This is a genomic window from Vitiosangium sp. GDMCC 1.1324 (assembly GCF_003044305.1).
Classification (GTDB): Bacteria; Myxococcota; Myxococcia; order Myxococcales; family Myxococcaceae; genus Archangium.
This window is the reverse complement of the sequence record NZ_PZOX01000004.1, coordinates 519,092-533,508: the sequence shown is the minus strand read 5'-3', so window position 1 is coordinate 533,508 and position 14,417 is coordinate 519,092. Positions and strand designations below refer to the sequence as shown.

The 14,417-nt window shown below is 68.2% G+C and carries 12 protein-coding genes; 4 read left to right on the top strand and 8 right to left on the bottom strand.

Going from position 1 to position 14,417, the window contains the following annotated elements; genetic code table 11:
* Positions 1 to 266: 266 nt before the first annotated feature.
* A complete protein-coding gene (locus tag DAT35_RS14955; protein ID WP_146209719.1) occupies positions 267 to 1,184 on the top strand; it encodes a hypothetical protein in 918 nt (305 codons plus the stop codon).
* A gap of 25 nt (positions 1,185 to 1,209) precedes the next feature.
* Here DAT35_RS14955 and DAT35_RS14950 read toward each other — a convergent pair whose 3' ends face one another.
* The 5 genes from DAT35_RS14950 to DAT35_RS14930 all read right to left on the bottom strand — a co-directional run bounded on the left by DAT35_RS14950 (position 1,210) and on the right by DAT35_RS14930 (position 5,869).
* Entirely contained in the window at positions 1,210 to 1,821 is a 612-nt protein-coding gene (locus tag DAT35_RS14950; RefSeq protein WP_108067658.1) for a TIGR02265 family protein, read from the bottom strand.
* Positions 1,822 to 1,984: 163 nt separating this feature from the next.
* Positions 1,985 to 2,680: a c-type cytochrome gene (locus DAT35_RS14945; RefSeq protein ID WP_108067657.1), complete on the bottom strand. Its 696-nt coding sequence runs from the start codon at positions 2,678 to 2,680 to the stop codon at positions 1,985 to 1,987.
* Positions 2,677 to 3,900, bottom strand: a complete 1,224-nt coding sequence (locus DAT35_RS14940) for a YncE family protein (RefSeq protein ID WP_108067656.1) — start codon at positions 3,898 to 3,900, stop codon at positions 2,677 to 2,679. Before DAT35_RS14940 ends, DAT35_RS14945 begins: the two co-directional genes overlap by 4 nt.
* Entirely contained in the window at positions 3,897 to 4,520 is a 624-nt protein-coding gene (locus DAT35_RS14935; RefSeq protein ID WP_108067655.1) for a hypothetical protein, read from the bottom strand. The genes DAT35_RS14940 and DAT35_RS14935 overlap by 4 nt, the downstream gene beginning before the upstream one ends.
* Positions 4,517 to 5,869 (bottom strand): sialidase family protein, encoded by a 1,353-nt coding sequence (locus tag DAT35_RS14930; protein ID WP_108067654.1) that lies wholly within the window; start codon positions 5,867 to 5,869, stop codon positions 4,517 to 4,519. Before DAT35_RS14930 ends, DAT35_RS14935 begins: the two co-directional genes overlap by 4 nt.
* A 190-nt stretch (positions 5,870 to 6,059) precedes the next feature.
* On the opposite strand from DAT35_RS14930, the gene DAT35_RS14925 reads away from it, so the two are divergent.
* The 3 genes from DAT35_RS14925 to DAT35_RS14915 all read left to right on the top strand — a co-directional run bounded on the left by DAT35_RS14925 (position 6,060) and on the right by DAT35_RS14915 (position 8,866).
* A complete protein-coding gene (locus DAT35_RS14925) occupies positions 6,060 to 7,622 on the top strand; it encodes an LVIVD repeat-containing protein (RefSeq protein ID WP_233261485.1) in 1,563 nt (520 codons plus the stop codon).
* Positions 7,623 to 7,665: 43 nt separating this feature from the next.
* Positions 7,666 to 8,388, top strand: coding sequence for a class I SAM-dependent methyltransferase (locus tag DAT35_RS14920; protein WP_108067652.1), 723 nt, complete (start codon positions 7,666 to 7,668; stop codon positions 8,386 to 8,388).
* A 94-nt stretch (positions 8,389 to 8,482) separates the two neighbouring features.
* Complete coding sequence (locus tag DAT35_RS14915; RefSeq protein WP_108067651.1) at positions 8,483 to 8,866, top strand: hypothetical protein; 384 nt, start codon at positions 8,483 to 8,485, stop codon at positions 8,864 to 8,866.
* A gap of 20 nt (positions 8,867 to 8,886) precedes the next feature.
* Here the strand turns inward: DAT35_RS14915 and DAT35_RS14910 are convergent, their stop codons facing one another.
* From DAT35_RS14910 to DAT35_RS14900, 3 genes are all read right to left on the bottom strand, one after another.
* On the bottom strand, positions 8,887 to 10,167 hold the full coding sequence (locus DAT35_RS14910; protein WP_199242892.1) for a YecA family protein: 1,281 nt from the start codon (positions 10,165 to 10,167) through the stop codon (positions 8,887 to 8,889).
* Between the two features lie 94 nt (positions 10,168 to 10,261).
* Positions 10,262 to 11,449, bottom strand: a complete 1,188-nt coding sequence (locus DAT35_RS14905) for an OmpP1/FadL family transporter (RefSeq protein ID WP_108067649.1) — start codon at positions 11,447 to 11,449, stop codon at positions 10,262 to 10,264.
* 32 nt (positions 11,450 to 11,481) lie between these two features.
* Positions 11,482 to 14,340: a hypothetical protein gene (locus DAT35_RS14900; protein ID WP_108067648.1), complete on the bottom strand. Its 2,859-nt coding sequence runs from the start codon at positions 14,338 to 14,340 to the stop codon at positions 11,482 to 11,484.
* Positions 14,341 to 14,417 lie beyond the last annotated feature (77 nt).

Below are 14,417 nucleotides of genomic sequence, written 5' to 3'. Positions count from 1 at the left end.
CCTGGGGGGTCAAAGTGACCTACCCGAAAAACCTGAGAAAGATGGAATGCCACAAAAGCCCAGATGGAATTCTACGCACTCCTCCCTCTGAAGTCGTGCGCCGCGGCCCATCCCGGTTGTGTGTCTTGAGACGACCCGGGACGTGGGTCCGTGCCTTGCACTGTGTCTCTTCGAGTCGGAGCCGCGGCTCGTTGTGGGGGATCATCATGGATGCCTTTCATCTTCCGAAGCTGTACTGCCCATTCCCGCAGGAGCTGAACCCCCTCATGAATGACATCGAGGGCGAGGCGCTGGAGCGTTGGGCGAAGTACCTGGGAGTGCATGCGAAGCACTCGGTCTTCCGGAAGCTGCAGCGCAGCCACTTCCCCGTGCTGTTGGGCCGGTGCCACCCGGGCGCGACCAAGGAAGCGATGCGAGCGGCGCTCGACTTCCTCATCTGGAACTTCTCGTGGGATGATCAGGTGGACGTGGGGGACGTGCCCGCCGAGTGGGTGCGCCAGCAGAGCGAGATGGCGCTGGCGGTGCTGAAGGGAGCCATCCCGTACCACGACGCGCCGCCGCTGCTCTGGCTGCTGGCGAGCATCCGCGAGCGCATCTCCGAGCGGATGCCGGCCGAGTGGATGGAGCGCTTCATCCACTCCTGCCACTGCTACTTCAAGGGCACCATCTGGGAGGCGGAGGTGCGCAGCCAGCGCGTGTGCCTGGACGTGGACACGTATATTGAACTGCGCCGCCTGTCGGTGGGGACGTACATGGGCTTCACGCAGGTGGAGGCCATCGAGGGCTTCCTGCTGCCCGAGTCGGTGCTGTCACACCCGGCCATCGCGGAGCTCATCCAGACGGCCACGGACGTGATTGCCTGGGCCAATGACTTGTTCTCCCTGGCGCAGGACCTGAAGGACGACTTCCACCCCAACCTGGTGTTCTCCATCCAGAAGCAGCACGGGCTGCCGCTCCAGGAGGCCATCGACAGGGCGGTGGAGATGCACGACGCGGCGGTGCGGCGCTTCATCGAGCTGGAGACGAGCCTGCCCTCGTTCGGCGAGCACGACGCGAACGTGGCCACGCTGGTGTCGGGGGTGCGCCGCTGGATTCGCGCCAACGTGGACTGGTCCATCCAGACGGGGCGTTACCAGGAGGGCGGCGAGGCCGAGGCCATCTCCCCGAAGTCGCGCGTGGCGTGAGCCACGCACGCGGGGCCGGGAGCGCCTACTCCCAGGAGAAGTCCACCGTGGACTCGGTCAGGCTCAGCTGCTTGCCGATGGCCTGGCCCTTGAGCTGCGCGGCCGAGAGGATCTGCAGCACCGAGCCGGCGAAGTACTGGACGGGGATGACGTTGGTGTAGGCGAGCCGGCCGCTCTTGGGCCCGTTCCACGTCAGCGAGCAGCTGCCATGGTCCCAGGCCGTCTTGTAGGCGGTGGGCATGCTGTCGATGAGCCGCTTGGGCTCCTTGCCCACCAGCGACAGCAGCATCTTTCCCGTGGTGGACTCGAGGAAGCGCGGCGCGGCGCGGAAGCCCAGCTGCTGCATGGCCCCGTCGAAGCCGCCGTACTTGCCGCTCAGCTCCCGCGAGGCCGCGTAGCTCAGCTTGAGCAGGGTGGTGACGGGGTAGGAGAAGAAGGCCGTGAAGTTGCTGTTGCCGGCCGCCTCCACACAGCGCTTCAGGCCCTCCGCGTCCGCCTGGCTCCGTACCAGCTCCAGCGCGGCGCTGAAGAGGAAGCCACGCGTGGTGTCCTTGGGCCCCACCACGGCCAGACGCTGCTCCAGTTCCCTTTGTGCGACAAACCCTGGGGACGACTGCGCCGTCGAAGTGCTGTTCATTCGGTCCTCCACCGCGCGTGTCACTCATTGCTCGCCGGGTGACGGGGGATTGCGGTGCTCCTGCTTTCTTACCATGAAATTCATTGTCATATCGACAGTCCGGCGTGAGGTTCGCCGGGCCGCCGTCATTGAAGAATTGCAGTGGTGAGGTTTGTGTCTGGACCTAGAGTTCAAAATACGCCAGCAGTGCGCCCAGGTCCTTGTCTGACAAGGCCTCACGGGCATAGAGGGGCATGTTCCCTCCCACGCCGAAGAAGCGGCCGTGGCGCACCTTCTCGATGAAGACGAGTCCGGGGGCCACGCCGGGGAAGGCCACGCCGTAGTCGGCTGCCACCTCGGGGAGGATGGGAGCGAGCTTGCTGGGCCGTCCCTTGCCGGTGTGGGCCTCGCCGTGACAGTCCTGGCAGGCGGCGCGGTACACGTCCGCGCCCCACTCGGCGCTGCCTCGCGGCACGTCGGTGATGTCCTTGACGAGGGTGAAGGGCTGCGCGGGCGCCTGTGCGTCCGGGCTGATGCTCACCAGGTACTCGTAGAGGGCGCGGCTCTTGGGGTCGTCCGGCGTGAGCGGGGTGACGCCGCGCATGAAGGCCGTGTAGCAGAAGTTCACCGCATCCAGCAGGTTCGTCTCGTAGCCGCCCCACCAGTGGGGACGGGACGCCACGTTGTGGAGCGAGAGGCCCGCGTACACCTTGCCCTGGGGAGGCGTGGCCGCCGTCGAGTGGCACGTGGCGCACGAGAAGGTGTTGTATTGGCTCTCCGAGAGCTTGGAATCGCCGAAGAGCTCCTCGCCGTACTCCGCCGCGGGCGTCGGGCCACAGCCGACCACGAGCAGCACCGCTCCCAATCCCAACCACCTCATGGCTTCCTCCGGAGGATTCCCACAGAGTCCGGGAAGATTCCCATCGGCACCGTCTTCACCACCGTGCCCGCGTCCAGGTCCAGCACGTGCAGCGTGCCCGGGCCGCGATGGTCGCCCTCGCACACCACCAGCGCGTGCTGGCCGTCCGGCGTCAGCTCCAACTGGTGCACGTTGAGGCAGCCCGCGGGGGAGAGTTGAATCTCCCGCTTCACGGCGGACGTGGCGGTGTCGACGACGGCCACGGCCTCGACGGTCTGGTAGGGCATGTAGAGCGTGCGGCCATCCGCGCTGACGGCGCCGAACATGGGCGAGCCGCGCAGGCCGTAGATGGCCCGCGACGGCACCATCTGGAGCGACTCGGGGTCCAGGTAGTGCACCGTGCGGCTCTTGAGCGAGCTCACCCACAGCGCGCCATCCGTGGGCGACAGGGTGAGCGCGTACGGCTCGTGCTTCGGCGCCAGGGCGGTGCCCGGGTTGGGAACCTGGACGTGGGTGACGGGATGATTCTCGTCATCCAGTTGCACCACGGCCACCTCGTCCGAGATGCAGGCGACATAGGCCCGCTTCTCGTCCGGGGAGAGGCGCACCGCGTGCGGCGCAGGACACACGGGCACCATCGCCTTGCGCGCCAGGGTGTCCGCGTCGAGGATGGCCAGGCGCGCGTCCATCTTCCGCTCGTCGGTCTCGCCGCGAGCCGCCGCCTCGGTGATCTTCAGCAGGTCGAAGTGGGTCTGGTACAGCGTGCGGCCATCCGCGCTGATGATGAGGTCGCCCGGGTTGCGGTCCACGCGCACCGAGCCCACCAGCCGGTTGTCCTTCGCATCCAGCTTGAGGCAGTAGCCGTCCGCGGTGCCGGTGCCATGCGCCCCGTGCGGACCCGAGCCGGCGCCGGGCACGAAGTAGGAGAGGCCCACGTAGTAGTAATCCCCGCTCGGGGACATGGCGGAGTGGTGCGGCCCCTCCAGCTCCACGGGGTTGAGCCCCACCGGCACGCGGGCCAGCTCGGCCCAGTCTGGCGAGCCGAGCGTGTCGAGGTCCAGCAGGCTCACGGTGTCGTCCATGCTGTTGGTGACGACGACGCGCCCGCTGCCCATCGGCGGCAGCTCGGGCCCCGAGGGCCACGGCTGGTCGATGGAGAAGTCGAGCTCCGGTGTGTCGGAGCTCGTCGTGCAGGCCCCGAGTGCGAGCGGGGCGAGCAGCGCGAGCAGGGGGCGTCTCACTGCGCGCTCCGGCGGAAGGTGCGCGGCGGGTCCAGACGGTAGGGGCCCTCGGTGACGCGGTTCTGCACGAGGTAGGCGCTCATCACCTGCACGGTGAGGTCCTTGCCCGCGTTCTTGCCCAGCTCGGCCCAGGTGTTGGCGTCGAGCTGCCAGGACAGCTCCGAGGTGAGCACCTGGACCACGGGGCACGTGCTGCCAGGAGTGGAGACCTCCACCCAGTAGAGGTCACCCGTGTATGGCGGCAGGTGCGCGTGGGCCGTGGGGATGAACAGGTCCCCGAGCCATGCGGTGAGGGAGCGCGAGGGACGGGGTGCGGCCTCGAGCGCGAGCGCGCCCTGCTGGGGACGCATGAGCGAGGCGCGCAGGGGCGAGGTCCACTCCCAGGCGGGCGGGGTGGCATCGGCCGGGTACACCTCACCCGAGGTGGGGGAGAGGAGGTTGACGGCGCGGGAGGAGTCGATGGGCTTCGACTTCACGTCCACCATGGCGTGCCAGGCCTCGTCGGTGGCCTTGCCGGCGTAGAGGGGCTCCGCGCACTCTTCGGTGGTCTCCGAGGTACAGGCGGAGGTGGCCAGGGCGAGGGTGGCCACACAGGTGATGCTCAGGTGTCTCACGTTCATGCGCGGTGTTTCTCCGGGTTGGGCCGCCGCGAGCGGCGGAGGGTGGTGAGCACGAGGAAGGCGGCTGCGGGCGCCAGGCCTCCGGTGGCCGAGCACCCGGACTTCTTGGGCGGGGCCGGAGGCTGCTCGGGGCCAGCGTCCGGCGTTCCGGCGTCTGGCTCCGGCTCGGTCAGGGTCGGGTCGGCCCCGATGGTGGGAGCGAACTGGGGCCAGAAGTTCCGGCAGATGTCATGCCCCGGGGTGCCGGCGGGACAGGTGGGGGGCCTGGTATCGGGTAGGTTGTAGAGGGGCGTGTACGTGGCGCCCTCGTCGGTGGTGGTGGCCAGGGCCCAGTCGTGCACGCGGCTGGCACCACAGACGTAGAGGAGGTTGCCCTTGCGCTCCACGCAGGCGTTGCCGTCGGGCAGGGAGAGCAGGGTGGCGGCGGTGTCTCCCTCCCGCACGCGGAAGAGGCGCGTGGGCGTGGCGACCCAGAGCGTCTTCCCATCGGCGGACACCTCGATGCCGATGAGGGACTCATCGGTGCCGTCGTGGGTCTGGTTCTCCGGGTGGAGGACGGACTGGAAGGTGTGGCCTCCGTCCTTGCTCTCCATCACGTACGTCCAGCCCTGCCAGGAGACGCGCGCCCAGAGATGATCCGGGTTGTCATCGGCCACCCGCAGGACGAACAGGTCGTACGGCCGCGTGTCCGTGAACTCTGGGAAGGGCTGGGGAATCTCCTCCCAGGTGACACCTTCGTCATCGCTGCGGTAGAGGCGCAGGCCGTTGGGCGTGCTGCCCGAGACGTAGATGCGCCGCGTGTCCGAGGGCGCCACCTTCACGGAGGTGAAGACGGAGTTGTCTCTCGTGTCGGGGGTGTTGCTCTGGAGGGAGGTGGCGGTGAACGTCTCGCCGCCATCGTCGCTGCGGAAGAGGCCGTTGGGTGTGGCGGCGCGGCCCGTCGACACCCACAGCCGCGAGGGGGTGGACTCGGGAGACGCGAGCCCCATGGGCCACAGGCCCCGGGACTTGAAGTAGGGGTGCGTCTGCCAGGTGCAGCCGCCATCGCGCGAGCGGAGCAGATCCGCGCCGGTGGCCGCGAGCAGGGTGCCGTCGGGCTGCCAGAAGAAGGCCTCGGGGCGCCAGCCGCCGTAGCCCATGGCCTCGGGGCAGATCCAACTCCAGGTCTTCCCGCTGTCGTGGGAGACGGCCGCGCCGAAGGTGGCGCCGAGGAACATGTCCTCGGGGTGCTCACGGCGGAGGGTGACGCTGGTGGTATCGGGATATCCCAGATGCGCGAGCGCAGGAGGGGCCAGCAGCGTGAGCGGCACCAGCATCCAGCCGCGGGAGAGCGAAGTCAGGAGTTTCATGAGGAAACACTCCGGGGGCGGAGCCCGCACGATAAACGTCGTGGCACGCACGGTATACCGGGGCCCGGCGGAGAGGACTCGATATGTGGGCTCCGCCCGCTCGTTCTCCGGGCATGCGCGGAGGCCGGTCTCCACCCCGCACGGTGTGGCGGTATCGTGGGCGCCCCGTGTCATGAAAAGGACCGCTCACATGAGATGGATGCGTAGCGCCTGGGCCGTGCTTGCCGCCTCGAGCGTGGTGATGTCCGGTTGCAACAAGGAGGAACCGGCTCCGCCTTCCGTCACCGACTCGCAGTCGGACTGGGAGGATATCGGCCGTTACGCCGCGTGTACGACGTTCGACAGCACGGCGATCGCCTGTGGGGACGAATCGTTCTTCAACCTCTCCGGGTGCGACAAGGCCTCGCTGGCCGGCGTGTCGCGGGGCATCTACACCCTGGTGTACCGGACCGAGCACGAGACGCCCTTCATCGGCGTGGGCTCCTTCCGTACCTCGGCGGACGGCAGCCTCGACTCCTTCCGGGGAGGCCCGCCGACGGAGCGGCGGCTGGCCTCGGACGGCTTCTACCTGTCGAGCACGCGCAAGACGTCCTCGACCGTCACGATGCGCTACTCGCTGGTGGGCTGCCGCGCCGAGGGCAACCGGCTGTATGGCTGCTATGCCAACTGCCGCAACGGCAGCCTCAACAGCGTGGGCACCTTCATGGCGGTGAAGTGGGAGCCGCGCGCGGGGGAGTCGGAGGCATCCGGGTTGCGGCTCGTGTCCGAGTCCTTCGTGGAGCCGGGCCTGCCCGTGGACGTCTACGTCACCCACGGCCATGCGTACGTGGTGTCCATCCGCAACGGGAACGAGGGAGGCGGCCTCTCGGTGTTCGACGTGAGCGACCCGTCGGCGCCGGTGCTGAAGACGACGATCAGCCTGCCGACGGACAACTACTGGAACGGCGTCTGGGCGAAGGGGAACGCGCTCTACGTGGCGAGCCAGAGCTCGGGGGTGATCGTCTTCGACATCTCCGAGCCCGCGGCCCCGAAGCAGCTGCTCAGCGTGCCGGGGATGGGGCAGATCGACGTGCACACCGTCTTCGTGGAGGGGGACCGGCTGTACGCCATGTCACCGGGTCCGCAGCCGAAGACGCTCATCTTCGACATCCAGCAGCCCACGGCTCCAAGGTTGCTCGGCGAGTACATGGAGACGGGCGCCGCTGGGAACACCTCGGTGGTGGGCTACCCGCATGACGCGCTGGCCTTCGAGGGGCGGCTGTACATCAACCACTGGTCGAGCGGGTACCTCATCGTGGACGTGAGCGACCCGGAGCACCCGAAGAAGCTGGGTGGGTTCTCGTACCCGTACGCGACGAGCCATGCGAACGCGGTGGGGAAGTTCGGGGACAGGCTCATCGCGTTCGAGGGAGGAGAGAACTGGGGGGCGCACCTGCGGGTGCTGGACGTGACGGACCCGGCGAGCCCGCGGCGGGTGGGCGAGTTCAAGCTGGAGGAGAACGCGTCCATCCACAACATGGTGTTGAAGGGCGAGCGGCTCTACATCGCGCACTACCAGCATGGCGTGCGGGTGCTGGACGTGTCGGAGCCGGAGAACCCGAAGCAGGTGGCGTACTACAACACCTACCGGGAGAAAGATCCGGGCCGGGGGGAGAGCTTCTACGAAGGGGCCATCGGCATGCGGGTGCCGGGAGACGGATACGTGTACGTCGTCGATACCTCGCGAGGCCTGCTCATCTTCCCCGAGCCCTGAGCATCGCTCGGGACTACGCTCGGCGCCCCCCAAGGAGGCATTCATGAACCCGAGCGTCGTTCCTACCTGCCGAACCCTGTACCCACTCCTCACCGCGGTGCTCCTGGCGGCCACCGCTTGCACGCACCACTCGGCCACGGGCGAGCAATCCCATACACAGCATGGCCACGGAGCGCACCACGGGGCGATGCCGCATCGCTTCGAGGACGCGGAGGAGTGGGCGAAGCGCTTCGATGACCCCGCGCGTGACACGTGGCAGAAGCCCGACGAGGTGGTGAAGGCGCTGGCGCTCGCGCCGGACGCGAAGGTGGCGGACATCGGCTCGGGGACGGGCTACTTCGCGGTGCGGCTGGCGCGGGCGGTGCCGCAGGGGCGCGTGTATGGCGTGGACATCGAGCCCGACATGACGCGCTACCTGGGCGAGCGCGCGAAGCACGAGGGCTTGAGCAACCTGGTCGCGGTGCTGGGCGAGCCGGCGGACTCGAAGTTGCCGGAGCCGGTGGACCTGGTGCTCATCGTGGACACGTACCATCACATCGGCGACCGGGTGGCCTACCTCAAGCGGCTGGGTGAGAAGCTGAGGCCCGGTGGGCGGGTGGCGGTCATCGACTACCGCGAGGACTCGGAGAAGGGGCCGCCGCGGGAGAACAAGCTGACGCCCGGGCAGGTGCGGGAGGAAATGGAGGCGGCGGGGTATCGGCAGGCCCTGACGCACGACTTCCTCCCGCACCAGTACTTCCTCGTGTTCGAGCGCGCGGCGCCCTGACGCGGAGGCCTGCTGCGCCACGGTGATGTCCCGTGGTACAATTGCATCCAGGTTGCCCATGAAGATGGGTTGCCCATCAGGAGGATGCAACGTGATGAGACATACCGCATGGGGTCTTGGCATCACCGTGGCGTTGGCTCTGGGTTCTCTGCTCGGGTGCGGAGGGACCACCGACTTGCAGACTGGCGAGGACGGGCTCTCCCAGGTGGAGCAGCAGCTGCTGCCGTGCGCCAGTGGGTATACGTGTTCCGCTGGATACACCTGCGTCCAGGGCACCTGTCGTCCGGAGTGCGGTGCTCCTCCCGTCGAGGTGCCAGTGAAGGACGGGCGCGTCGCGGCTGAGTCCTATCGCGACACGCTCTCCATTGGCTCGTGCGCCTCTGGCTACAAGTGCTGCCCTGGGTATTACTACTCGGAGGACCGCGTCACCAATCCCTACTGCCTCCCGAATGCGGGGAGCTGCGCGACCTTCCCTTGAGGTGACGCACCCCAGGGCCATCACATCGCGATGGGGTGGGCTCGCAGCCACTCCTGGGCGCGGTGGATGCGCTCGGCGGCGTTGGGAAGGCGCTGGTCCTCGAGCAGCTTGCGATAGGGCTCGAGGTCCTCGGCGGTCCACCGCGTCTTGGCCTCCAGGTCCGCGCGCAAGACTTCCTCTTCGGCCGAGCGGGCCTTGGGCTCGCCGCGGGACGTCAGGATGGCGGCGAGCACCATGCGCACCGGCTCCGCCTCGAAGGCCACGGCGGCGTCGCTGTAGAAGGCGAGCGTCAGCTCACTGAGCGTCGCGTCCTTCGACAGGATGCGCAGCCGCTCCAGCATGCCCGCGAGGAACTCCTTGTCCGAGTCCAGCGCGCGCCTCATCGCTCCCAGGAAGGACGACACCGCCGCGCTCCGGGCCTTGGCGTCCAGGCCCGGTGCCTTCAGCGCGCTCAGCGGCTCCCAGAGGACGCTGGTGAGCCACACCTGCTCCTCGGGCGCGAAGACGGAGGGCGTGTCGGCCTGGCGCATCGCGGCCTCCACCCGCTCCGCGCGCTCCTTGGCCTCCTGGGCGATGCGCGCGGCGAGCCGTGGGTCTGACTCCACGTACTTCACCAGCGGCGCCATCTCTCCCTCGCCCGCTTTACGGAGTACCTCGCGCGCCTCGTCGGGCAGGTCCGCGGTCGCCGCGAGCGTCTCCAGCTTCGAGGCCAGCTCCTGCCCGTGGCGGGCGCCCCACTCGCGGAACTGGACGCCGAACACCACGTCCAGCACGGGCCGGTCCTCGGGTTGGAAGCGGCCGGTCTTCGGCGTGGAGGCGAGCAGCGCGCCCAGGCACAGCGCCTGCCGCTCCTCCGACGAGAGTCCGGGCGTGGTAGCCCGTGCCAGCAACGTGGAGCGCAACTTCTCCAGGAACGCGCGCGTCCCCAGCTCGCGCACGGTGCCCAACCTCAGCGCGTTCCGGGCCTGGGCGGGGTCTCTCTCGACGGCCTCCTCCAGACGCTCGAGCTCGCGGGACACATACGTGTTGAAGGCCCCGGCATCGAAGCGCAGGCCCGGGGCGGGGCCCCATCGGGTCAGCAGCGCTCCGAGCGTGTCCAACGTCTCGGAGACGCGCGTCAGGTCCGCCTCTCCGAGCATGTCCATCGCCGCCTGCAGATCCTTCGCGAGCGGGTGCTGCGCGGGAGCCGGAGGCGGCGCCGCGGCCTCGCGCTCCCGGTCCTCGGCGGCATGACAGGCCTTGTACTTCTTGCCACTGCCGCAGGGGCAGGGGTCGTTGCGTCCGGGCTTCTGGCGGCTCACGTCCGTCCACCTCTCCTGAGAAATGACGAGGCCCGGCACATCGTCGGTGCCGGGCCCCGGTGTCTGCCCCATGCCCTCTAGCAGGGCAGGCGTGTTACAGCGAGTAACCGACCGACAGTCCAATCACGTGGGACAGGCCGTCGTAGGTGCCGGGCAGCAACGGGAAGGTGCTGCGCTGCTCCTGGAGCACGACGAGGTGGTAGCCCAGGTCCACCCGGGCGTGGGAGTGCTCATAGCCAATGCCCGCCGTGAAGTTCAGGCGGGTGGCATCCGGCAGGTCCGGCGTGAGCGTGTCCTCGGGGGTGGGCGTCGGGTCGTAGATGAAGCCCAGGCGCAGCGCCAGGTTGGGCATCGGCTTGAACTCTCCGCCGATGTGGAAGTTCCACTTGTCCTTCCAGTTCTTGGGCAACGGCTGGTCGAGCGTGGGGGTGGTCTGGAACCGGAAGGCGAGCTCATCGACCGTGGACCAGTCCACCCAGTTGACGTCGACGGCCAGCGTCAGCTTCTCCATGGGGGTGAAGGACACGCCCAGCCCCAAGGTGGCGGGCATCGTGAGGTCGAGCTTGACGGGCTGATCCACGAGTGCCGCGGAGAACGGCGCCGGCACGGTGAAGTCCGCGGTGCCCTGCGTGTTCATCTTCACCCAGCTGCGGTAGGTGGCGCCGAGCGTGAGCATCCCCGGGAGCACGTCCGCCTGGACGCCCACGTTGTAGCCGAAGCCCCAGTCGTTGGTCGACAGCTTCACCGAGCCCTCGGTGGTGCCGAAGGCGAGCGCGCGCTCGACATCCACCGTGCCGTAGATGATCTGCGCGCCGGCTCCAATCCGCAGCCACTTCAGCGGCGCGAAGCCCACCGTCGGATTGATGTCGTAGGTGACGAGCTTCGACGACTTGGCGAACTGCCGCCCCACGAAGTCATCCGGCCACTTGAGGTTGGCTCCATAGGGCGTGAAGACACCCACCCCCAGCGCCAATTGCTCGCTGAGCTTGTAGGCGAAGTAGCCGTAGAACGGAGGGGACGGCGTGGTCTGGGTCTGCTTCGTGCCACCCTCGGGAGTGAAGCCCAGGTGGACGATGATCAGCGAGTCCCCGATCTGGGCATCGAGCTTGTTCACTCCCAGGATGCCCGCCGGGTTGTAATAGATGGACGAGGAATCCTTCGAGCTCGCCACCCCCGTCGAGCCCATGCCGGTGGCCCGGCCGCTCTGGGTATCGATGGTGAGACCCGCCGCCTGGCTGACGCCGGCGGCGAGCAGTGTCACGACCGTGAGTGTCTTCTTCATACGCGACGCGAGTCCTTTCTCGCGGTGACCGACTACGGTTTGGTGAGGAAGTTGAACACTTCGAGCTGCGCTTGCTGCGTCACGGAGGGATTGGCGTTGTTCATCAGGAAGCCATGGCGGGAATCCCCGGGGAGGTCGGTATCAGAGGGGTCGTATGGCGTGACGGTCAGCAGCTTGGAGCTGCCACCGCGCGCGTTGGCCGCGTTGATGAGGGCGAGCGTGGAGGAGTTGGGGACGACCTTGTCGCGGGTGATGTATTGCACCAGGGCCTCGCGATCCGCCGGGATGCCGGCGCCGTTGCTGACGTACCAGGAGTAGTTCACGGGATCCCCCGGGTCGAGGATCCACTGCGCGCTGCGCACGAAGGTGTCGAAAGCCGGACTGCCCTGGGGCATCTGCTTGGAGGCGAGCGTCGAATAGAGAATCGACCGGATGTTCACGAAGTCGGAAGCGGTGGCCTCGTCGAGGAGCTGGGTGAGGCGCCCGCCCGGAACGTTGAGCACCGCGCGGTGCACGTCCGGAGACACCGAGGTGTAGAGGGTGCCGAGGATGCCGCCGAGGCTCCCTCCCACGTAGTCGATGCGAGTGCCGTCCAGCGTGGGGGCGCCCAGCGCTGTCAGCTGCTCGTCGATGGCGTCGCCCTTGAGGACGCGGACGACCTGGGCGAGGTCGATGACCTGGTGGCGGAAGTTGTCGCGGGTGACGAAGAAGTTCTGCAGATCCAACATGTTCCAGCCGGAGATGGTCACCGAGCCGTCCGAGGTGTTGGTGCGGAAGGTACCGCCCTCGCAGGTGTCGTCCGCCAGGCAGCGGCCCTGGCCCAAGGCGGAGCAGGTGAGATCGGCCTTCGCGTCGGTGTGGATGCAGGGCTCGCGCGCAACGCCGGGTCGGGCGATGCAGCGGCCGTAGGTGGGGCTGGCCGGCTCATTGTCGCAGCGCTGCTTGGTGGGGTCGGCACAGGCGAAGTCATCGGTGGCGGTGGGGATGCTGGGCAGGAACAGGACCGCGGAGCCCACGCACATGCTGCGCTGTCCGTGCTTCACCGTGTCCACGGCGATGACAGCGCGTCCGGTGGCCGCCAGCGTGTCGGCGATGGCCAGCACATGCTGGTGGTTGCCCCGCAGGCCGTGGCCGAACAGGGTCACCGGATAGCCCGCCGCGGGGGCGGTCGAGGAGGGCAGGACCAGCAGGAACGGGACGCGGTCGTAGCGCAGCAGGTTCGCGTCCTTCGTGGCCAGCAGATTGGGCGGAAGGATTCCGCCAGGCCCGGTGAGGGCGAAGGGCACCACGAGCTCTCCCTGGAGCACCTTGGAGATGTGGTCGTGCGGAATCTTGGGGAAGAACGTGGAGCTGGCATCGACCAGGAACTTCGGCGCGTCGGGCAGCCGCGGGTCGGCGCCCAGATCCGTGGGCAGATTGTGCAGCGCCTTCAGCGTGCTCACGGTGCTCTGCGTGGTGAAGGCCCACGCCAGGGTGAGGTCCTTGCGCGGGATGCCGCCGGCCACCAGCCCGTCGATGAGCAGCTTGAGCTTCTGACGTCCCGCCTCCAACTTGAGCGCCTGGTCATCCGTCACGCCGGACACCAGGCTCTTCTTGCTCGCATCCACCAGCGGCGCGCTCGAGCGCAGCAGCGCGAAGGCTCCCGCGGGCACCACGCGCTTGCCCTGCTCGTTCTTCAGTCCCGAGGTGAGCACCACCGCGTAGGTGGTCCGCTCGCTGAGCGGCAGGCGCGGGACGAACTGGAGCTGAGAGGGATTGTCGGTGGGGGTGGTGCCATCGGCCTTCTTGCTGTTCTTGCAATCCAGACAGACGTCCACGCCCGGCTGCGGCACGGCGCCGGTCGCGGTGACGCGCAGGAAGCGCGTGGCGGCGGTGAGCAGCGAGGCATCCAGCTTGCCCACGTCGATGGCGCCGCGCGTGTCACTGTTCTCCGACACGATGGGCGACGTGGTGGAGAAGCCATCCAACTGGTTCAGGCCCTGGTAGAGCGCCTTTACTTCCGCCGGAGCGTTCTCGGGGATGGGCAGCTCCACGTGGGTCCCGGTGGAGTCCCGGAGCAGGTCGAAGGGGAAGGGGACGACGCTGTGGTCCGGATCGAAGACGACCTCCGGCAGGCTCATCACCGTGAACGTCCACAGGAGGGCCACGTCGTCGCGCTTGATGCCCTTGGCCTCCAGCGCATCGAGCACCGGCGCGTACTGGACCCGCAGCGCCTCCAGCCGCAGCGCGGTGGCCGCTTGGTCCTTGATGCGTATGAGCTCGTCCTTCTCCGTGGAGGGGATGACGTTGGTGGTGGCGTGGCAGGTGTCGGGGGTCCGCTCCACGCCCTCCTTGCACGAGACGAGCGGGGTGGGGAAGCGCAGCAGCGCCCACGCGGGAGAGGCCACCACCTTCTTGCCTCCGGTGCCCTTCACGCCATTGGCGCCGCCAATGACAGCCACCGCGTAGTGGCCTCCCTTCGGCCAGCCCGAGGCCGGGGGCGTCACGGTGAGCAGGCCTTTCTGCGAGTCATAGCCCAGCACCGGCGTCACTGCCGGAAGCTTCGCCTCGGGCTTCAAATCCAGCAGTACCACGCTGCTCGGGCTCAGCGTGGCGGGGTCCACGTCGGCAATGGCGGTGCCGGCCACCGCCGACGTGGGGAATCCATCGAGCGTGTTCAGGTAGTCGCGCGTGAACTCCTGCTGCGCGGGGGGCGCGCTGGGGTCCACGGGGGCCTCCACCAGACCTGTCTTCGGGTTGATGGCCAGGTCGTTCGGCGTCGGTACGATGGGGGGCACTGCCGCGGGGTCGAACTGCGCGACCACGAGATCAGTAGGGGGGGGTTCGATGACGGACTGCTCGCACGCAGTGATGCCCAGGGCGAACGCCCCGACGACCCACAGCTTCCTCATGATGGAGACCTCTGGATGTTGAGGAGACGGCAGTCTGCGGCGTAGCACGTCCGTCATATGCACAAGAAGGCACACAT